Source organism: Streptomyces sp. NPDC048255 (assembly GCF_040652415.1).
Lineage (GTDB): Bacteria > Actinomycetota > Actinomycetes > Streptomycetales > Streptomycetaceae > Streptomyces.
Genome location: NZ_JBEZMA010000035.1, coordinates 21,539 through 41,674, shown reverse-complemented (window position 1 = coordinate 41,674; position 20,136 = coordinate 21,539). Strand labels below are relative to the sequence as shown.

Here is a 20,136-nt window from a genome sequence, read left to right as displayed (position 1 = left end):
GATCCGACATGACGCAGAACACCGCTCCCCGGGTCGCCGTCATCACCGGCGCCACCAGCGGCATCGGCCTCGCCTCGGCGCGGCTGCTGGCCTCGCAGAACCACCAGGTCTTCATCGGCGCCCGCAACGCCGACAACGTCGCGGCCACCGTCAAGGAGCTCCAGGCCGAGGGCCTGGACGTGGACGGCGGGGTCGTCGACGTCCGCGACACCGCCTCCGTCGAGGCCTTCGTCCAGGGCGCCGTCGACCGCTTCGGCACCGTCGACGTCGTCGTCAACAACGCCGGCCGGTCCGGCGGCGGCCCCACCGCGGACATCGCGGACGAGCTGTGGGAGGACGTCATCGAGACGAACCTCAACAGCGTCTTCCGGGTCACGCGCGCCGCGCTGACCACCGGCGGCATGCGCGGCAAGGACCGCGGCCGGATCATCAACATCGCCTCCACCGCGGGCAAGCAGGGCGTCGTCCTCGGCGCCCCGTACTCGGCCTCCAAGCACGGCGTCGTCGGTTTCACCAAGGCGCTGGGCAACGAGCTCGCCCCGACCGGCATCACCGTCAACGCGGTCTGCCCGGGCTACGTGGAGACCCCGATGGCCCAGCGGGTCCGCCAGGGCTACGCGGCCGCGTACGACACCTCCGAGGACGCCATCCTCGAGAAGTTCCAGTCGAAGATCCCGCTCGGCCGCTACTCCACGCCCGAGGAGGTCGCCGGCCTGGTCGGCTACCTGGCCTCCGACACGGCCGCCTCCATCACCGCCCAGGCGCTCAACGTCTGCGGCGGACTGGGCAACTTCTAGGCCCTGACCGGCCGGACCGGGCCCTCGCGCCCCGCGCACCACCGCATTTCCCGAGGAGAAAGAGGAGTAAGTCGTCATGACGACGCGTGAGGTCGAGCACGAGATCACCATCGGCGCCCCCGCCGCCGCGGTCTACCAGCTGCTCGCGGACGTCACCAACTGGCCGCGGATCTTCCCGCCGACGATCCACGTCGACCGGGTCGAGGCCGAGGGCAACGAGGAGAAGATCCGGATCTGGGCGACCGCCAACGGCCAGCCCAAGAACTGGACCTCGCGCCGCACCCTGGACCCCGAGGGCCTGCGCATCACCTTCCGCCAGGAGGTCCCGGCGGAACCGGTCAAGCACATGGGCGGCACCTGGATCATCGAGGCGCTCGGTGCGAACGAGTCCCGCGTCCGGCTGCTGCACGACTACAGCGCGATCAACGACGACGCGCACGACCTGCTGTGGATCGAGCGGGCCGTGGACAAGAACAGCACCTCGGAACTGGCGGCGCTCAAGACGAACGTCGAGCTCGCGCACGCCGCCGAGACCGAGGAGCTGACCTTCTCCTTCGTGGACACGGTGCAGATCGCGGGCAACGCCAAGGACGCCTTCGACTTCATCAACGAGGCGGACCGGTGGGCCGAGCGGCTCCCCCACGTCGCCGTCGTGCGCCTGGCCGAGGACACCCCGGGCCTGCAGGAGCTGGAGATGGACACCCGCGCGAAGGACGGCTCGGTGCACACCACCAAGTCGTACCGGGTGGTCTTCCCGCACCACAAGATCGCGTACAAGCAGGTCACGCTGCCCGCGCTGATGACCCTGCACACCGGCGAGTGGACCTTCGAGGAGAACGAGGGCGGGTTCGCCGCCTCCTCGCAGCACACCGTCACCATCAACACGGACAACATCGCGCGGATCCTGGGCCCGGAAGCCACCGTGGCCGACGCCCGCGCCTACGTCCACACCGCGCTCAGCACCAACAGCAGCGCCACGCTCGCGCACGCCAAGGCCTACGCCGAGCAGAAGGCCTGACCATGACGGCGGACCTGCTGGAGGCCGACGTCGTCGTCGTCGGCGCCGGTCCCGTCGGGCTGCTGCTCGCCGGCGAACTGTGCCGGGGCGGCGCCGACGTGGTCGTGCTGGAGAAGCGGCGCGCCCCCAGCACGGAGTCGAGGGCCTCCACCCTGCACGCCCGCACCATGGAGATCCTCGACGTCCTCGGGCTGCTGCCCGACCTGGGCGGACCGCCGGTCGAACCGCGCGGCCACTTCGGGGGGATCCCCCTGGACCTGACCGGGCCCAGCCCCCACACCGGCCAGTGGAAGGTCCCGCAGACCAAGACCGAGGGGGTGCTGGAGGAGTGGGCGATCGCGCTGGGCGCCGACATCCGGTGCGGCCACGAGCTGACTGCCGTCACTGAGACGGGCGGGTCGGCCGGGGGCGCGCAGGAGGCCGGGACCGGCGCGGTCACCGGGTCCGCCGCAGCCACGGAGCCCGCCGCGGGCTCCGGGTCCGGCGCAGCCGCCGGGTACGTGGAGGCCGAAGCCGTCGGCCGCGACGGGGCGGTGCTGCGGCTGCGCGCCCGCTACCTGGTGGCCTGCGACGGCGAGGACAGCGCCGTACGGCGCCTGGTGGGCGCCCGGTTCCCCGGCGAGGACGCCGGCCGGGAGCTGCTGCGCGCCGACGTCGACGGCATCGACATCCCCAACCGCCGCTTCCAGCGGCTGGAGAAGGGCCTCGCCATCGCCTGGCGCAACCCCGCCGGGGTGACCCGCGTGATGGTCCACGAGTTCGGCTCGGCCGCGCAGCCGCGCACCGGCGAGGCGCAGTTCGAGGAGATCGCCGTCGTCTGGAAGCGGGTCACCGGCGAGGACATCAGCGGCGGCACCCCGCTGTGGGTGAACTCCTTCGGCGACGCCTCCCGCCAGCTGGAGCACTACCGCCACGGCCGGATCCTGTTCGCTGGAGACGCCGCGCACCGGCAGATGCCGATCGGCGGCCAGGCCCTCAACCTCGGTCTCCAGGACGCCTTCAACCTCGGCTGGAAGCTCGCGCTGCACCTGCGCGGAGCCGCCCCCGCCGAGCTGCTCGACACCTACGACGCCGAGCGGCACGCCGTCGGCCGGCGGGTCCTGGCCAACATCCGGGCCCAGGCCCTGATGCTGCTCGGCGGCCCCGAGGTGGAGCCGCTGCGCACCGTACTGGGCGAGCTGATCGCCCTGGAGGACGTACGGGCCCACCTGGCCGGCATGATCAGCGGCCTCGACGTCCGCTACGACGTGGGCGGCCCGGCGCACCCGCTGCTGGGCCTGCGGCTGCCGGAGACGGCGCTGTCGGCCGGCGGCGGCGAGACCAGCACCACCCGCCTGCTGCGCGAGGGCAGGGGCGTCCTGCTCGACCTGCGCGGCGCGGCGGACGACCCGCTTCCCGGTGCGGACGGCTGGGCGGACCGGGTGGACGTAGTGGCCGCGCTCCCGAAGCAGGGCGGCGCCCTGGAGGGCGTCGGCGCGGTTCTCCTGAGGCCGGACGGCCATGTCGCGTGGGCGGGGTCCGGCGACGCCGGGCTGCGGGAGGCGCTGGAGCGCTGGTTCGGCCCGACGGGCTGACCGGCCGCCGGCCGCACGCCGACCGCGCGCCGGCCGCGCCCCCCACCTCCCACCACCGCGCAACTCTTTACGACGCATCTCGAGGAAGGGAACACCATGGAAGGGACAGCGGTGGACACCGATGTCATCGTCGTCGGAGCCGGTCCGACCGGCCTGATGCTCGCCGGGGAACTGCGCCTGGGCGGGGCACGCGTGATCGTGATCGAGAAGCTGACCGAGCCCACCATGCAGTCGCGGGGCCTGGGCTTCACCGCCCGCACCATGGAGTCGTTCGACCAGCGCGGGCTGCTGCCCCGCTGGGGCGGGCTCGAGACCATGCCCATGGGCCACTTCGGCGGTGTGCAGTTCGACTACAGCGTGCTGGAGGACGCCCACTTCGGCGCCCGCGGCGTGCTGCAGTGGCGCACCGAGGAAGTACTGGAGACCTGGGCCACGGAGCTCGGCGCGCAGATCCGGCGCGGCTGGGAGTTCGTGGAGCTGGCCGACGGGTTCCTGGACGGGGACGCCGTCGAGATCACCGTGAACACCCCGGAGGGCGAGCAGCGCCTGCGCGCCTCCTACCTGGTGGCCTGCGACGGCTCGCGCAGCACCATCCGCCGCGCGGCCGGCTTCGACTTCCCGGGCATCCCGGCCAGCCGGAAGATGTACGTCGCCGATGTGGTCGGCTGCGAACTGCGTCCGCGCTACCTCGGCGAGCAGCTGCCGAACGGCATGGTCATGGTCGGCCCGCTGGGCGACGGCGTGGACCGCATCATCGTCTGCCCGCACGGCACCCCGGCGAGCGACCGCGACGCGATCGTCCCGTTCGAGGAGGTCGCCGACGCCTGGGAGCACATCACGGGCGAGGACATCCACGGCGGCGGCGCGAAGTGGGTGAGCTCCTTCACCGACGCCACCCGGCAGACCTCCGAGTACCGGCGCGGACGGGTGCTGGTGGCCGGCGACGCCGCGCACATCCACCTGCCGGCCGGCGGCCAGGGTCTGAGCACCGGTGTGCAGGACGCGGTCAACCTGGGCTGGAAGCTGGCCTCGGTGGCCCGCGGTACGGCGCCGGACGCGCTGCTCGACACCTACCACGCCGAGCGGCACCCGGTCGGCAAGCGGCTGCTGATGAACACCCGGGCCCAGGGCACGGTGTTCCTCGGCGGCGAGGAGGCCGAGCCGCTGCGCCAGCTGTTCCAGGAGCTCGTGCAGTACGACGACGTCAAGCGGCACCTGGCGGGCATCGTCAGCCACCTGGAGATCCGCTACGAGTTCGGGGACGGCACGGGCGAGGAGGGCCACCCGCTGGTGGGCCGCCGGATGCCGCCGCGGCTGCTGGTCGGCGCCGAGGGCGAGACCCGCATCGCCGAACTGCTGCACCCCGGGCGCGGGGTGCTGCTCGACCTGGCCGACGACGAGGCCGTACGGAGTGCGGCGGCCGGCTGGCAGGGCCGCGTGGACGTGGCGACGGTCGTCGCCAAGCCCGCCGACGGAGCCGACCAACTGGAGGGCACCACCGCCCTGCTGGTCCGCCCCGACGGCTACGTGGCCTGGGCCGGATCCGCGGAGCACGGCCTCACGGCCGCCCTCGACCGCTGGTTCGGCCCGGCCGCCTGACCCCCTCCCCCAGGGGCCGCGCCCCCGTCCCCCCGTTGCCACACGGGGAGACGGGGGCGCGGGTGCGTTTGGGGTGCGCGGGTGCGCGGGTGCGCGGGTGCGGGCCCGGGGTCATCGGCCACCGCGGCAGCCTGCGACCTCGCCAACGCTTGTACGGAGCGGCGATCGGAACCGGGATGCTCACCGAGGGCCACATGCTCGCCGCCGGCGCCGGGGCCAAGGACATGAGCCTCGCCCGCCAGCAGGTGCTCAAGGCCTCCGGCGCGGAGGGCCCCGCCGTCACCGGAGTGCTGCACTGGCAGGCCGGACAGATCAGCCAGCCGCTCAAGGCCTTCGATGCGGCGACCGCGCACACATCTGCTGGGGCACGACAGGCCATCTGGCCCGACACCGTTCCCTGAGGGAACAAGGCGGCGATCATGACGGGAAGCGGTGAGGGCCCCGCGCGCCGGGTGGCAGGCGGGGCCTCGGGGACGGGACCGGCGGGAAGTACAGCCAGTGGCCCGACCCCACACAAGGCGCGGGAAGTGTACAGTTCTGCGCATGAGTGACACTCTGCCGATCACCGAAGCGCGGGCGAAGTTCGGCTCGCTGGTCCGCCGTACGTCCCACGCCCGCGAACGCATCACGATCACCGACCACGGCCAGCCGGCGGCCGTGCTCATCAACCCCCAGGAGCTGGCCGACCTCGAGGACGCCCTGGCCCTGGCCAGGTACCGCGAGCGCCAGTCCGCCGGGACCGCGGCGGCCGTGCCCCACGATGACGTCCGTGCCCGGCTCGGACAGGAGCGCGGGTGACCTACTCGATCGTCTGGGACGAGCCCGCCATCGACGCGGCCGCCCGGTACCTCAAGGACGACGCCGACGGGCTGCGCCAGCTGATGGACGCCGTCGACCTGCTCGCCGCCCAGCCCCGGCCCGAGGGCAGCACCCCCTACGGCTCCCCGGACCTGCGCCGGATGCACGTCGGGCGCTACCGGGTCATGTACGAAATCACCGAGGCCACCGTCACCATCGTGGTCATCCACGTCGGCCGCCTCGGCTGACACCCCCGCAGCAGCGCACGGCGAAGGGCCGGACCGACCGTGGTCCGGCCCTTCGCCGTTCCCAGGCCAGACCTGTTGGGTCCAACGGGTCCCCGACCGCCTGACCCCCTCCCCCAGGGGCCGTGCCTCCGTCCCCCCGATACACACCGGGAGGCCGGGGGCCCGGGTGCGTCCGGGCTACGAGCCTGGGGGTCTCAGCCGCCGGTACGTTTCAGCGGGACGACCACGCGTCGGCCGGTGGCCTTCTCGCCGAGGCGGTAGAACTTCACCTGGCCCTCCTTGTGCGTGAACTCCATCCACCCTTCCGCCTCCAGCTCACGCCGGGCGCGGGAGAAGTGCGACGGCGGGACGCCGACGATCTCAGCCAGCTCGACGGCCGTCATCTCCACCGCGCGCTCCAGCGCCCCGAAGACCGCGTACGTCATCAGCAGGTTCTGCTTGAGGTGAGGGAGTCGGCTGATCCGCAGTTGCAGAGCTTCGAGCTCCGGGTACGGGCTTTGGCGTGACATTCGTCTTGTCCTTCGGTGCAGCGTCGGGTCTCCCCGGCAAAGTCGGCAGCTTGTAGGTGGCAGCCTCTTGCGACTGTTCCTCTCCCGCGAGACTGGACACGATGTGTGGGCTGGCCCGGTACTTGATGGTGCGCCCCACAGTCTCGGCGACCAGGAAGAGCTTGTTCTCCGCCAGTTTCTTCGCGATCCGCCTGGTCCCCTGCGGCGTCAGCCCGAGGTGCTGTGCGGTCTCGACGGCTGTGGCTCCACCTTGCTCGTACGTCTGGATCGCGCAGTAGAAGAACACCCGGAAGTCGTCGCCCGTCAGGCCCGAGTCCTTGCTGAGCATCGCCATGACCCGCGGGAAGGAGAACTGTCCGAACCTCCCGCCGAAGTCGTACGAGCGTTGGACCGGCCCTTCCTCCCAGAGTTCGTGCACCTCACCGCTCTGTTGGCTGACCAGCTTCCGACGAGTACCGCGCGTGCTCCTAGGCAACTTCCGACCCCCGACCCGTGCCATCCGAACCCATCCAACATTACCAGGGACGACATGTCGTGGTGGGTAAGCGAACGAACCCTACAGTTCCCTTGATTACCACAGGCGACATGACCACCAGCGCCAGGTAATGGCATCCTAGGATGCCGATATAGGCATCCTAGGATGCCATTACCCTTGACGTTTCCGCAGGTCAGAGCCCTGCGAGGGTTGCGCCCTCTCTATATAAGGGAGGAATAGCAACCACGGAGGCCGGCAGGGGGCTCGGGCTGGGGCGGCTCCGGCAACAGGGACGGCCGCACTCGTCTGCATCTGAGGCGTCCCCGTCGCAGGCCGCCGGGGCTGTCGAGTCCGAACGCCCCGGGGGGCGTCCGCCCTCACCAGCGGGTGCGCGTCCACCACCGGCGGCGGCCGGGTCCGTGCGGGGCTTCAAATGGATGCAGTGGCTTATGCCGGTGGGGGCTGAGCGAATTCCGAATGACCGGCGTCCGGCTTGCGGGTCTCGCCTGGGCACACCTTCTATGGCTGAGGTCTTCCAGGTCCGGCCGAGGCCGAGCACGCTTGGAGGGCCGAGGTCCGGAGCCCGGCAGGCGTCAGGCCGCGGGGAGGCGCACGTAGAGGGCGATCGCGAAAATGCCGGGCAGGCCGTGGCGCAGCCCGAGGGCGGACATGGCGAAGGCCCCGGCGGGGCCGGGGCCTTGGCGGGACTCAAACGGCGGGCCTAGACCGGGACGGCTTCCACGATCGAGACCGGGGAGCCCGTCGGGACGACGCGTTCCAGCTTGAAGCCGGCGCGGGCCACGAGGTCCGCGTACTGGGTGGCGGTGCGCTCCTTGCCGCCGACGAGCAGCATCAGCCACATGTCGACGAGCTTGCCCGAGTGCGGGGCGTTGAGCTCGTCCTCCGGGATCACCATCTCGACCAGCAGCAGCTTGCCGCCGGGCTTGATGGCCGCGCGGACGTTGCGCAGGATCTCCAGCACCTGGTGCTCGGGCCAGTCGTGCACGATGTGCTTGAGGACGTACGCGTCGCCGCCCTCGACGACCGGGTCGAAGAGCCCGCCCGCGTGGGTGCTGCTGCGGTCCGCGACGCCCTGCTCGGCGAGGAATTCGGCCGCGCCGTTCCCGCCGACGCGGGGGTCGGAGAGGATTCCGCGGGTGCCCGGCGCGCTCTGCAGGATTCCCGCGAGGAGTCCGCCGCGGCCGCCGCAGAAGTCCACGACCGTGCCGAATTCGGAGAAGTCGTAGGAGCCGACGACGGGCTGGGTCTCCGTGTCGGACATGTTGCCCATGCCCTTGATGAACACCTCGCCGTACTCCGGGTTCTGCTCCAGGTACTCGAAGGCGCCCATTCCGCGCAGCTTCGGCAGGCTCGGCTCGCCGGTGCGTACGGAGTCCAGCAGGTGGCTCCAGTCCTCCCAGTGGATCGGGTGGCCCATCAGCACGGCGATGTCGCGCATCGTCAGCGGGTGGTCCGCGCGCAGCGCGTCGGCCATCGGGGTCAGCGCGTAGGTGCCGTCCTCGCGTCCCTCGAAGATGTGGTGGCTGGCGAGCAGCCGCAGCAGCCGGTGGACGGCCTCCGCGTCCGCGTCGACCCGCTCCGCGATCTGCGCGGGTGCCAGCGGTCCCTCGTACAGGACCTCGGCGATCCGCAGCTCGGCGGCGACGTGGATCGCCTGCGTGACCATGGAGCCCATGGCCAGCTCCAGCAGCGCGAACGGCGCGAACTGGGCGGGAGGGGGCGGCAATGCGGGCATTCGATTCCTCCAAGGCAGCAGCCTGAATTCTGTCCCAACCGCCGGAAGGGACCCGTCTCTCGACCACGATAGGGAAATTGCTCCAGGTGCTCTGGAGCCGTACTCGAATTTGGCTGGTGCGGGGAATTCAGGTGTTCAACCGCGGAAATCCGGCAGTCGGACATCGGCCGGTTTTCCCCTATCGTGGCGCAGGTTTCAATCTGCTCCCGGGGAAAACGGGGGGCGCCGACAAGGGAGAAACATGTCGAGTTCACGCAAGTCCTGGAAGAGGGCCCTCCTGGCGGCGGGTGCGGCCGGCATCGTCGTCGCTCCGCTGGTCTCCGGGCCGGCGCAGGCCGATGCCGCGGCGGGCACCGCGACGCTGGAGGTCCTGGCCACCGGCCTGAAGAACCCCCGCGACATCACCGCGCTCAACGACGGCACCCTGCTGGTGGCGGAGTCCGGCGAGGGCCTGGTGGGCTGCGCCGCGGGCGTGCAGTGTGCAGGGGCCACGGGCTCGATCTACAAGGTCAAGGGCACCTCCAAGAGCCGTGTCGTGACCGGGCTGTCGTCCGTCGCCGCGGGCCCGGCCGCCGCCGGCGCCCCGGTCATCGCCGCGGGCCCGGCCCGCGTCGTGCCCGACCCGCTGGGCGGCTACCTCGTCCTGAGCAGCTTCGGCGGCAACCGCACCACCGCGGACCGTGACGCGCTCGGCGCCAACGCCAGTCAGCTGGGCAAGCTCTTCCGCACCCGCGACGCCAAGGTCCTCGGCGACCTCGTCGACCACGAGACCCGGCTGAACCCGGACGCGGGCGACCTCAACGCCAACCCGTGGGGCTTCGTCCGCCAGGGCTCCGGCTACCTGATCACCGACGCGGCCGCCAACACCGTGGTCCGCGCCGCGAGCGACGGCACCACCACCACGGCGCACGTCCTGCCGAAGAACCAGCTGTCGAACACCACCGCCGCCGAGAGCGTGCCCACCGCCATCATCAAGGACTGGGACGGCACCCTCTACGTCGCCGACATGAGCGGCGGCAACCCCGGCGCCTCGCGCATCTGGAAGATCGAGCCGGGCGGCCAGCCGCAGGTGTTCGCCACCGGCCTGACCAACGTGGTGGACCTGGACTTCGACTGGAAGGGCGACCTCCTCGCCCTCACCTACAGCAAGACCACCCTGGCGGGCCCGCCCTCGGCCGGTGCGCTGCTGGAGATCAACCAGTTCACCAAGGCGGTCAAGGAGATCCCGACCGGTGACCAGCTCAAGCAGCCGACCGGTCTCGCGGTCGACGTCTGGGGCGACGTGTACGTCACCAACAACACGGTCGGCACCGGCGGCACGCTGGTGAAGGTCAAGTACTGACCACGTACTGACCCTCAGTACCCGCGCTCCGCGCACTCCCTACGGCCCCGCCGGTCCCCCAGCCGGCGGGGCCGTCGGCGTGCTGCGGCGCGGTACGCGGTGGTGGGCGGGACTCCGGTGGGGAACGGCTCGGGCGGCGCTCGACGGCCGCCGGAGCGGGGCGTCCTGAAGCCGCCCGGATCGGCATCCTGGCCGGGCATCCACTTGCGAAATACGACGCCCATGGAGGCTGCCGTGTCCCTTCACGCCGAGACCCCCGCCGCCGGAGACCGGACCGGCGTGTGGTTCGTCGGGGCCCGCGGGTCGGTCGCCACGACGGCGGTCGCGGGCTGCGCGGCGCTGGCCGCGGGGCTCGTCCCGCCGACCGGTCTGGTCACCGAGGCTCCGGCCTTCGCCGGCGGCTCCCTGCCCGCGCTCGGTTCGCTGGTCTTCGGCGGACACGACACGGCCGCCGCGCCGCTGCCCAAGCGCGCGGAGGAACTGGCCGCGCAGGGCGTGCTGCCGCACTGGCTGCCCGCCGCCGTGCAGGGCGATCTCGCCGCGGCGGACGAGCGGATCCGTACGGGCGGCCCGCTGCCGGGCGACGCCCGCACCGGCGAGGAGCTGATCGCCGCCTTCGCCGCGGACATCGGGGAGTTCGCCCGGTCCACCGGGGTGGCGCGCGTGGTCGTGGTGAACGTGGCCTCGACCGAGCCGGTCCCGGCGGGCGGCGAGCTGCCGGCCAGTTCCCTGTATGCGGCGGCGGCGCTGCGGGCCGGCTGCGCGTACGTCAACTTCACCCCGTCGGCAGGGCTCCACCACCCGCGGCTCGCGGAGGCGGCCCGGGCGTCGGGCCTGCCGTACGCGGGCCGCGACGGCAAGACCGGGCAGACGCTGCTGCGGGCGGTGCTCGCGCCGATGTTCCACCAGCGGGCGCTGACGGTACGGGCCTGGTCGGGCACGAACCTGCTGGGCGGCGGTGACGGGGCTTCCCTGGCCGATCCGGCGGCCGCGGCCGCGAAGAACGCGGGCAAGGAGCGGGTGCTGGCCGACAACCTGGGCTCGGTGCCCGAGGGCGAGGTGCACATCGACGACGTGCCGGCGCTCGGGGACTGGAAGACGGCCTGGGACCACGTGGCCTTCGAGGGGTTCCTGGGAACGCGGATGGTGCTCCAGACGATCTGGCAGGGCTGCGACTCGGCGCTCGCCGCGCCGCTGGTGCTGGACCTGGCCCGGCTGGCGGCCCGCGCCCACGAGGCGGGGCTGAGCGGGCCGCTGGCCGAACTGGGCTTCTACTTCAAGGACCCGGACGGCGGTTCCTCGGCGCTGCCCGAGCAGTACGCCGCGCTGCTGGACTTCGCCGCGCGCCTGGACGGGTCCCGGTGACCGCCGCGCCCACCACCGAGGCGGCGCGCACCACCCACACCCGCACCACAGCCGCGCCCGCCGGCACAGCGCCCGCCACCGAGGCGTGCGCCACCGCTCCGCCCGTCCCCGCGCTGTCGGCCGCCGGCCGGCTGCGGGCCTGGGCGGAACTGCTCAGGGTCCCCGCGGTGTTCACCGTGCCCGGCGACGCGCTCGCCGGAGCCGCGGCCGCCGGGGTGCGCCCGGGGCGCCGCAGCGTCCTCGCGGTCGGCGCCTCGCTGTGCCTGTACGAGGCGGGCATGGCCCTCAACGACTGGGCGGACCGCGAGGAGGACGCGGTGGCCCGCCCGCACCGGCCGCTGCCCTCGGGCCGGATCCGGCCCGGCTCTGCCCTCGCCGCGGCGGGCGTGCTGACGGCGGCCGGTCTCGCCCTGGCGGCGCGGGCCGGGCGCCCGGCGCTCGCCGTCGCCGTCCCGCTGGCGGCCACGGTCTGGGCGTACGACCTGCGGCTCAAGCACACCCCGGCGGGCCCGGCGGCCATGGCCTGCGCCCGTTCCCTGGACCTGCTGCTGGGCGCGGCCGCCGCCGCGGGCACCGTCCGCCCGGCCCTGGCCCCCGCGGCCGTCCTGGGCGGCCACACCTATGCCGTCACCCTGGTCTCCCGCCGCGAGGCCGAGGGGGGCTCCACCGCCGCCCCGCTGGCCGCGCTCGCCGCGACGGGCCTGCTGGCCGCCTCGGTGGCCCGCCCGCCCGCGGCAAACGCGGCAAGCGCGGCCAACACGGCGGACGCGAGGGACGCAGGGAACGCGGCGGACACGGCGGACGCGGCCGACCGGGGGCCGTACGCGACCGCCGTACGCGTCGCACTGGCCGCCGGGTACGCGACGACCTTCGCCCGGCCCCTCGTACACGCCGTGCTGCATCCGTCGCCGCCGCTCACCCAGCGGGCGGTCGGCGGGGGCATCCGGGCCATGATCGCGCTGCAGGGCGGGCTGATGGCGCGCGCCGGGGCGCCGGGAGCCGCGCTGCTGACCGCCGCGCTCGCACCCGTCGCCGCCCGCCTGGCGCGGAAGGTGAGCACCACATGAGCGCCCTGCGCCTGGGATACGGCACCAACGGCCTGACCGACCTGCGGCTCGACGACGCGCTCGCGCTGCTCGCCGACCTCGGGTACGACGGGGTCGGGCTGACCCTCGATCACATGCACCTGGACCCCTTCTCCTCCGACCTGGCGGCGCTGACGGCCCGTACCGCGCGGCGGCTGGCCTCGCTCGGGCTCGGCGTGACCGTGGAGACCGGGGCCCGCTACGTGCTCGACCCGCGCCGCAAGCACGGTCCCACCCTGCTCGACGCGGACGAGGACGCCCGCGGGGCCCGGACCGGCCTGCTGGTGCGGGCGGTGCGGATCGCCGCCGAGCTGGGCGCGCACGCCGTGCACTGCTTCAGCGGGGTGCTGCCCGACGGCGTCGACGAGGACACCGGCTGGACGCGGCTGGCCGAGGCGCTCGGTCCCGTCCTGGACGCGGCCGAGGAGTACGGGATGCCGCTCGCGATCGAACCCGAGCCCGGCCATCTGCTGGCCACGCTCGCCGACTTCCACCGGCTGCGGGCCGGTCTCGGCGACCCCGGCCCGCTCGGCCTGACCCTCGACATCGGCCACTGCCAGTGCCTGGAGGACGACAGCCCGGCCGACTGCGTACGGGCTGCCGCGCCGTGGCTGCGGCACGTGCAGATCGAGGACATGCGCCGGGGGGTCCACGAGCACCTGCCCTTCGGGGACGGGGAGATCGACTTCCCGCCCGTGCTGGAGGCCCTGGCGGCCACCGGCTACCAGGGGCTGACCGTCGTCGAGCTCCCCCGCCACTCCCACGCCGGGCCCGCGCAGGCCGCGCGGTCCCTGCGGTTCCTGCGCAACGGAGGCACGAGATGACCGCCCAGCACACCGAGCCCCGCGAGAGCCCGTACGAGACCCCGTACGGGGACCCGTACGAGACCGGAGCCCCGTACGAGCAGGTGCGCGCCGAGGCCTACGGCCCGCTCGACGACGCCGCCCGCGCCTGGCTGGACGCGGCCCGCGCCGACGCGGCCGCCCGGGTCCCCGAATGGGAGCTGCGCTTCGCCGAGGCCGGCCGCAACTGCGCCGCGCCCGACGCGGCCCGGGTGCTGCTGCTCGCCGCGGCCCGCCCCGGCGCGGCCGCCGTGACCCGGCTCTACCGGCAGGGCAGCGCCGCCGAACGGCGGGCCGTGCTGCTGGCCCTGCCGTACCTGGACCCCGCTCCCGGCGACGGGGTGCCGCTGGTCGAGGACGCCCTGCGCGCCAACGACACCCTGCTGGTGGCCGCCGCCCTCGGCCCGTACGCGGCCCGCCACCTGGCGCCGCACGCCTGGCGGCACGCGGTGCTCAAGTGCCTGTTCACCGGCGTCCCGCTGGCCGCGGTCGCGGGCCTGGAGCGGCGTGCCCGCGGGGACGGCGAACTGGCCCGGATGCTCACCGCCTTCGCCGCCGAACGCACCGCTGCCGGCCGCGCGGTCCCCGAGGACCTGCGCCGTGCGCTCACCCTGACCGAGGAGCTGTAAATGCGTATCTTCGACCCGCACATCCACATGACCTCGCGCACCACCGACGACTACGAGGCCATGTACGCGGCAGGCGTCCGCGCGGTCGTGGAGCCCGCGTTCTGGCTGGGCCAGCCCCGGACCTCCCCCGCGTCGTTCATCGACTACTTCGACGCGCTGCTCGGCTGGGAGCCCTTCCGCGCCGCCCAGCACGGGATAGTCCACCACTGCACGATCGCGCTCAACCCCAAGGAGGCCAACGACCCGCGCTGCACCCCGGTGCTCGCGGAGCTGCCCCGCTACCTGGTCAAGGACCAGGTCGTGGCCGTGGGCGAGATCGGCTACGACTCGATGACGCCGGCCGAGGACCACGCGATGGAGGTGCAGCTCCAGCTGGCCGCCGACCACGGACTGCCCGCGCTGGTGCACACCCCCCACCGCGACAAGCTGGAGGGGCTGCGCCGCACGATCGACGTCGTACGCGGATCCGCGCTGGGCACCGGGCGGGCGCTGCTGGACCACCTGAACGAGTCCACGGTCAAGGAGGCCAAGGACAGCGGCGCCTGGCTGGGCTTCTCCGTCTACCCCGACACCAAGATGGACGAGGAGCGGATGGTCGCGGTCCTCAAGGAGTACGGACCGGACAAGGTGCTGGTCAACTCGGCCGCCGACTGGGGCAAGAGCGATCCGCTGAAGACCCGCAAGGTCGGCGAGGCCATGCTGGCCGCGGGCTTCGGCGAGGACGACGTGGACCTGGTGCTGTGGCGCAACCCCGTCGCCTTCTACTCGCTCAGCGGGCGGCTGCGCCTGGAGGCCGCCGCCACCGGCGCCACCCACGAGGGCAACTCGATCCTGCGCGGCGCCCCCAAGACCGTCCCCGCCGGGGTGTAGGCGGTGCGTTTCCGGCACGAGGACGGCTCCACCGTCCACCTCGCGTACTGCACCAACGTGCACCCGGCCGAGACCCTCGACGGGGTCCTCGCCCAGCTGCGCGACCATGCCGAGCCGGTGCGCCGCAGGCTGGGCGTGGACCGGCTCGGCATCGGACTGTGGCTGGCCGAGGAGGCCGCCCGCACCCTGGACGGCGACCCGCGCGCGCTGCTGGGGCTGCGCACCGAGCTGGAGCGCCGGGGGCTGGAGGTCGTCACCCTCAACGGCTTCCCCTACGAGGGCTTCGGCGCCGAGGTGGTCAAGTACCGCGTCTACCGTCCCGACTGGGCCGACGCGCAGCGCCTGGAGTACACCCTGGCGCTGGCCCGGGTGCTGACCCGGCTGCTGCCCGACGACGTGGCCGAGGGTACGATCTCCACGCTGCCGCTGGCCTGGCGCACCGGGTACGGCGGGGAGCGCGCCGCCCGCGCGCAGGCGGCCCTGGCCGTCCTCGGCGAGCGGCTGGACGCCCTCGCGCAGGAGAGCGGCCGCTCGGTCCGCGTGGGCCTGGAGCCGGAGCCGGGCTGCGCGGTGGAGACCACCGCCGACGCGATCGGCCCGCTGACGGCCCTGGGGCACGAGCGCGTCGGGATCTGCGTGGACACCTGCCACCTGGCGACCTCCTTCGAGGAGCCGCGGGCGGCCTTCGCCGCGCTGGCCGCGGCGGGTGTGCCGATCGTCAAGTCCCAGCTGTCCGCGGCCCTGCACGCCGAGCATCCGGAGCGGCCCGAGGTGCGGGCGGCGCTGGCCGCCTTCGACGAGCCGCGGTTCCTGCACCAGACCCGTACCCGGAGCAGCGGGGAGCTGCACGGCTGCGACGATCTGGGGCCCGCCCTGTCGGGGGGCCTCGCTTCGGACAGCGGGCCGTGGCGCTCCCACTTCCACGTGCCCCTGCACGCGGCGCCGCAGGCCCCGCTGGCCTCCACCCGGCCCGTGCTGGAGGAGGCGCTGGCCGCGCTGGTCGGCGGCGAGCGGCCGCTGACCCGGCACCTGGAGGTGGAGACGTACACCTGGCAGGCGCTGCCGCCCGCGCTGCGGCCCCGCTACGCGGACCAGCTCGCCGACGGCATCGCCGCCGAACTCTCCCTCGTCCGCGACCTGCTGACGCACCACGGCCTGAAGGAACTGCCATGACGCCCGCCGCCCCGTCCCCCGGCCAGAGCACGAGCCAGAGCGCGAGCCAGAGCGCGAGTCCGAGCACGAGCACGAGTCCGGCTACGCCCGCGGCCCCGGGCGCGACCCCGCTGCTCGTGCTGGACGTCGTCGGCCTCACCCCGCGCCTGCTGGAGCACATGCCGCACCTGACGGCCCTGGCCCGGGGCGGCTCGCGCGCCGCGCTGGAGACCGTACTGCCCGCGGTGACCTGCTCGGTGCAGGCCACCTTCCTGACCGGCTCCACCCCGTCCGAGCACGGCATCGTCGGCAACGGCTGGTACTTCCGGGACCTCGGCGAGGTGCTGCTGTGGCGCCAGAGCCACGAGCTGATCGAGGGGGACCGCGTCTGGGACGCGGCGCGCCGCGTCCGGCCCGGCTACACGGTCGCCAACATCTGCTGGTGGTACGCGATGGGCTCGGGCGCCGACTGGACGGTCACGCCCCGCCCCGTCTACTACGCCGACGGCCGCAAGGAGCCCGACTGCTACACCCGGCCCCCGGCCCTGCACGACGAACTCACCGAGCGCCTGGGCACCTTCCCGCTGTTCACCTACTGGGGGCCGACCGCCGGCCTGCCCTCCTCCCAGTGGATCATCGACGCGACCCGGCACGTCATGGCCACCCGCAGCCCCGACCTGACCCTGGCCTACCTGCCGCACCTGGACTACGACCTCCAGCGGTTCGGCCCCGACGACCCCCGCTCCCACCGGGCGGCCGCCGAACTGGACGCCGCCCTCGCGCCGCTGCTGGCGGACGCCCGCGCCCAGGGCCGTACGGTCGTGGCGCTCTCCGAGTACGGCATCACCCGGGTCAGCCGGCCGGTCGACATCAACCGCGCCCTGCGCCGGGCGGGGCTGCTGGAGGTCCACACCCAGGACGGCATGGAGTACCTCGACCCGGGCGCCTCGCGCGCCTTCGCCGTCGCCGACCACCAGGTCGCCCACGTCTACGTACGCCGCCCCGAGGACCTCGGCGCCACCCGCGAGGCGCTGGCCGGGCTCCCCGGCCTGGCGCTGCTCCTGGACGAGGACGGCAAGAAGGCCGAGGGGCTGGACCACCCGCGCTCCGGCGAACTGGTCGCCGTCGCCGAGCCGGACGCCTGGTTCACGTACTACTACTGGCTCGACGACGCCCGCGCCCCCGACTTCGCCCGGCTGGTGGACATCCACCGCAAGCCCGGTTACGACCCCGCCGAGCTGTTCCTGGACCCCGAGGACCCCTACGTCCGGGTCCGGGCCGCGGGTGCGGTGGCCCGCAAGAAGCTCGGCATGCGCTACCGGATGGCGGTCGTCCCCCTGGACCCCTCCCCCGTCCGCGGCAGCCACGGCCGGCTGCCCGGGCACCCCGACGACGGCCCGCTGGTGCTGTGTTCGGTGCCCGCGGCCGTGTCGGGCCAGGTCGCGGCCACCGAGGTGAAGGCGCTGCTGCTGGAGCTGGCCGGGCTGACCGGCGGCTGAGAGCGGGCCCTGCGGGGCGGCCGGCGCCGGTTCGCGGCCGCCCCGCAGGGCACGGCTCCACCCGGTCCCGATCCAAGCTCTGGGGGCAGTCGAGACGGCGCCGGGATGATCGGACGCATCCCGTACCAGCTGTGGCCGAGAAGACTCAAAAGGGGTCCATGCCCGTGGAAAACAACGCTTCGTCGGCTGCGCTGTCCGGGCGGGCCGAGCGGATTGCCTCGCGCAGCCGCGGTGACAACTGGAAGAAGCCGCCGCGCCGCATCGAGAAGTCCGAGTGCATCACCTGCGACAGCTGCCTGCGCGGCTGCCCGGCGGAGTTCGGGGCCATTTTCGACCGCGGCCTGGACGTCGTGATCATCCCCGAGCTGTGCTCGGGCTGCCCTGCCTGCGTCCTGGAGTGCCCCGTCGACTGCATCTACGTCGACGAGGACTGGACCCCGACCGACGACTCGATGTGGAACCACATCGAGCTCACCGCCGGAGGTACGTCATGACCGGGCCCGCCGAGCGCGAGTCCCGCCGCGCCGTCAACGCCAGGAAGCGGATCAGCCGCCGGCCCAGCCGGCTCGGCACCCCCGCCGGAACCACCCTCAAGCCGGACCGCGAGAGCGAGCCCGACGCCGGCTTCCCCAGCCTGCTCAAGCGGGCCTGGCAGCGCGCCACGGAAGCCGGTGACCCGCGCTCCGCGGTCGAGGTGCTGCTGACCCTCGACGGCTACGTCCCCGCCGACGTGCAGCTGCGGGCGCTGAGCACCGCGGACGAGGCGGCGCTCAAGGTGCTGTCCGGGCTGACCTGGCGCGCCGAGGGCGGCGTCGACCTGGCCGCGGAGGCCGCCGCCGCGGCCGACGCGTCCGCGGACACCGGTGCGCAGCCCGCGTTCCTCGGCGAGATCGCCCTCGCCACCAGCGGCCGCATCCTGCTGCGCGTCCCCTCCCAGGCCCCCCTCGCCAAGCAGAACCTGGTCGGCGGCGTGCTGCGCGTGCCGTGGAGCGGGCGCCAGCTGGCCGCGTACGCCGAGGAGACCCGGCTCGCCGCCGCCCGGCTCGCCGAGTCGGTCGCCGACTGCCGGCAGTGGCTCGCGGACCAGGGCGCCGAGGCCCGTGACGAACTGCTCGAACAGGCCAAGGAAGCGGCCCTGCGCAACGCGCCCTTCGTGCTGTACCAGGAGCAGAAGCAGTACACGAACTTCCGCGACCAGAACACCCTCACCGGCAAGACCCTGTGGCCGGGCCACCCGGACTGCGCGCTCAGCAGCCTCCAGGGCCTGCCGCTGGACCTGTGGTCGGACAACGACGCCCAGATGGTCGTCTGCCTCACCCTGCTCATCCGCTCGGCCGGCTTCGGCCGGATCGAGGAGGCGAACAACACCCAGCTGACCGTGGACCACGTCGCGTACATGCTGGAGCGGGTCCGGCGGGGCTACAACGGCATCACGGGCGCCGAACCGGTCGCCCCCGCCGCCTCGCACCGCGTCCAGGACCTCGGCGACCTCGCCGACGCCCTGCGCGCCCGCCGCCAGGAGCCGGCCACCAACAGCCTGCTGTACCGCGAGATCCACGGCGCCCTCATGCACAAGATCGAGCGCGTGGCCGGCGCTCCCGCCGAGGGCGTCCGCGCCCGCGAGGAGGCGGTCACCGCCCGGCTGCGCGAGCGCCTGCCGCTGGCCGGCGCCACCTTGGAGGAGCTCGGCCTGCACCTCGCCGCCTCCCCCGAGTGGCTGGCCGCCCCGCACGGCGGCTTCGGCACCGGCCTGGAGTCCCTCGTGTACGAGACGGTGGCCGCGACCTCCGAGGCCTTCCGCGCCGACTTCGCCATGAGCCGGGGCATGCGTTCGCTGCCCGCGCTGATCAGGGCGCTGCGCGAGGAGAGCTGGGCGGAGATCTGCGACTGGGACATCACCAACTTCTTCTGCTGCGTGGTCCCGCTGCCCGAGGCGCGCCGCCATTTCGCGGACTCGGCGGCCGCGCTCGCCGACACCGCGTGGGCCATGTCCTCGCGGATGCAGTACAACTCCTGGCACTTCGTCCCGGGCAACGTGCCCCGTGTGCCCGAGGTGCTCGCCCGCGACCACTTCGTGCCGCCGACCATCCCGGACATCGCCTTCTACTCCGACCAGCACCACCACGGGCACGTCAACAACAAGGTGCGGTTCTCGATCCGTTCCCCGCAGGCCGTCGACGTGGACGGGCGGCGCTTCAACGGGTTCATGGACCTGCGGCTGCTGCGCTGCGACGGAACGCCCTTCAACGAGCAGGACATGCTCGCCGCCCACCGCGTGTCGGCCTTCATCGCCCGGGCCACGAGCCTGGTCGCGGCGATGGCAGCCGCCGGTGAGCACGTCGAGGTCACGTCCTTCGACGCCGCCTGGCACTGGTCGGCCATCACTGGAGCGGGGGCGACAACTGCCGGACCGGCGGCCGCCGGGCCGGCTCCGGCCCGGGCCGTGGCGCCCGAGCCGGCGGGAGCCGCGCCCGCGAGGGCCGCGGCCGCGCCGGGGCAGGCCCGGCACGCGTCCTAGGGAGTGTCGTCACAGCAGCCTCGCAGCCGCCCGTCCTCCGCCCCGCCGGGGGCGGTCCCG

General features: G+C 73.6%; 19 protein-coding genes. 17 read left to right on the top strand and 2 right to left on the bottom strand.

Annotated features, from left to right (window positions below; translation table 11 throughout):
* Window positions 1-8 precede the first annotated feature (8 nt).
* From fabG to AB0D94_RS24830, 7 genes are all read left to right on the top strand, one after another.
* Entirely contained in the window at window positions 9-797 is a 789-nt protein-coding gene (fabG, locus tag AB0D94_RS24860) for a 3-oxoacyl-ACP reductase FabG (protein ID WP_266941030.1), read from the top strand.
* A gap of 76 nt (window positions 798-873) precedes the next feature.
* A complete protein-coding gene (locus AB0D94_RS24855) occupies window positions 874-1,815 on the top strand; it encodes an aromatase/cyclase (protein WP_362055656.1) in 942 nt (313 codons plus the stop codon).
* A gap of 2 nt (window positions 1,816-1,817) precedes the next feature.
* Window positions 1,818-3,389 carry an FAD-dependent monooxygenase gene (locus tag AB0D94_RS24850; RefSeq protein WP_362055653.1) on the top strand — a complete coding sequence of 524 codons (1,572 nt, stop codon included), beginning with the start codon at window positions 1,818-1,820 and terminating at the stop codon, window positions 3,387-3,389.
* Window positions 3,390-3,485: 96 nt separating this feature from the next.
* The gene (locus AB0D94_RS24845) at window positions 3,486-4,988 is read left to right on the top strand and encodes an FAD-dependent monooxygenase (protein WP_362055651.1); all 1,503 of its coding nucleotides are present in this window, start codon (window positions 3,486-3,488) and stop codon (window positions 4,986-4,988) included.
* Window positions 4,989-5,050: 62 nt separating this feature from the next.
* Window positions 5,051-5,389, top strand: coding sequence for a DUF6245 family protein (locus tag AB0D94_RS24840; protein WP_362055649.1), 339 nt, complete (start codon window positions 5,051-5,053; stop codon window positions 5,387-5,389).
* Between the two features lie 142 nt (window positions 5,390-5,531).
* Window positions 5,532-5,786 carry a type II toxin-antitoxin system Phd/YefM family antitoxin gene (locus AB0D94_RS24835; protein WP_362055647.1) on the top strand — a complete coding sequence of 85 codons (255 nt, stop codon included), beginning with the start codon at window positions 5,532-5,534 and terminating at the stop codon, window positions 5,784-5,786.
* Window positions 5,783-6,034: a type II toxin-antitoxin system RelE/ParE family toxin gene (locus AB0D94_RS24830; protein ID WP_362055645.1), complete on the top strand. Its 252-nt coding sequence runs from the start codon at window positions 5,783-5,785 to the stop codon at window positions 6,032-6,034. The genes AB0D94_RS24835 and AB0D94_RS24830 overlap by 4 nt, the downstream gene beginning before the upstream one ends.
* A 194-nt stretch (window positions 6,035-6,228) precedes the next feature.
* Here AB0D94_RS24830 and AB0D94_RS24825 read toward each other — a convergent pair whose 3' ends face one another.
* Together AB0D94_RS24825 and AB0D94_RS24820 are read right to left on the bottom strand one after the other, a co-directional pair.
* Window positions 6,229-6,543 carry a winged helix-turn-helix domain-containing protein gene (locus AB0D94_RS24825; RefSeq protein ID WP_362055643.1) on the bottom strand — a complete coding sequence of 105 codons (315 nt, stop codon included), beginning with the start codon at window positions 6,541-6,543 and terminating at the stop codon, window positions 6,229-6,231.
* Window positions 6,544-7,739: 1,196 nt separating this feature from the next.
* Window positions 7,740-8,774: a methyltransferase gene (locus tag AB0D94_RS24820; RefSeq protein WP_362055641.1), complete on the bottom strand. Its 1,035-nt coding sequence runs from the start codon at window positions 8,772-8,774 to the stop codon at window positions 7,740-7,742.
* Between the two features lie 241 nt (window positions 8,775-9,015).
* Here AB0D94_RS24820 and AB0D94_RS24815 point away from each other — a divergent pair, with 241 nt between their 5' ends.
* The 10 genes from AB0D94_RS24815 (at window position 9,016) to AB0D94_RS24770 (ending at window position 20,076) form a co-directional block, all read left to right on the top strand.
* Window positions 9,016-10,116, top strand: coding sequence for a ScyD/ScyE family protein (locus AB0D94_RS24815; protein WP_362055639.1), 1,101 nt, complete (start codon window positions 9,016-9,018; stop codon window positions 10,114-10,116).
* A gap of 222 nt (window positions 10,117-10,338) precedes the next feature.
* The gene (locus AB0D94_RS24810; protein ID WP_362055637.1) at window positions 10,339-11,481 is read left to right on the top strand and encodes an inositol-3-phosphate synthase; all 1,143 of its coding nucleotides are present in this window, start codon (window positions 10,339-10,341) and stop codon (window positions 11,479-11,481) included.
* 113 nt (window positions 11,482-11,594) lie between these two features.
* Window positions 11,595-12,548 (top strand): SCO3242 family prenyltransferase, encoded by a 954-nt coding sequence (locus AB0D94_RS24805; RefSeq protein WP_362055728.1) that lies wholly within the window; start codon window positions 11,595-11,597, stop codon window positions 12,546-12,548.
* Window positions 12,545-13,390: a sugar phosphate isomerase/epimerase family protein gene (locus AB0D94_RS24800; protein WP_362055635.1), complete on the top strand. Its 846-nt coding sequence runs from the start codon at window positions 12,545-12,547 to the stop codon at window positions 13,388-13,390. The genes AB0D94_RS24805 and AB0D94_RS24800 overlap by 4 nt, the downstream gene beginning before the upstream one ends.
* Window positions 13,387-14,037 carry an EboA domain-containing protein gene (locus AB0D94_RS24795; RefSeq protein WP_362055633.1) on the top strand — a complete coding sequence of 217 codons (651 nt, stop codon included), beginning with the start codon at window positions 13,387-13,389 and terminating at the stop codon, window positions 14,035-14,037. Before AB0D94_RS24800 ends, AB0D94_RS24795 begins: the two co-directional genes overlap by 4 nt.
* On the top strand, window positions 14,038-14,907 hold the full coding sequence (locus AB0D94_RS24790; protein WP_362055631.1) for a TatD family hydrolase: 870 nt from the start codon (window positions 14,038-14,040) through the stop codon (window positions 14,905-14,907).
* Window positions 14,908-14,910: 3 nt separating this feature from the next.
* Complete coding sequence (eboE, locus tag AB0D94_RS24785) at window positions 14,911-16,080, top strand: metabolite traffic protein EboE (protein ID WP_362055629.1); 1,170 nt, start codon at window positions 14,911-14,913, stop codon at window positions 16,078-16,080.
* Window positions 16,077-17,558, top strand: a complete 1,482-nt coding sequence (locus tag AB0D94_RS24780; protein WP_362055627.1) for a nucleotide pyrophosphatase/phosphodiesterase family protein — start codon at window positions 16,077-16,079, stop codon at window positions 17,556-17,558. Before eboE ends, AB0D94_RS24780 begins: the two co-directional genes overlap by 4 nt.
* A gap of 164 nt (window positions 17,559-17,722) precedes the next feature.
* Window positions 17,723-18,052, top strand: coding sequence for a 4Fe-4S ferredoxin (locus tag AB0D94_RS24775; protein WP_362055625.1), 330 nt, complete (start codon window positions 17,723-17,725; stop codon window positions 18,050-18,052).
* Complete coding sequence (locus tag AB0D94_RS24770) at window positions 18,049-20,076, top strand: hypothetical protein (RefSeq protein WP_362055623.1); 2,028 nt, start codon at window positions 18,049-18,051, stop codon at window positions 20,074-20,076. The genes AB0D94_RS24775 and AB0D94_RS24770 overlap by 4 nt, the downstream gene beginning before the upstream one ends.
* The last annotated feature ends 60 nt before the right edge of the window (window positions 20,077-20,136 follow it).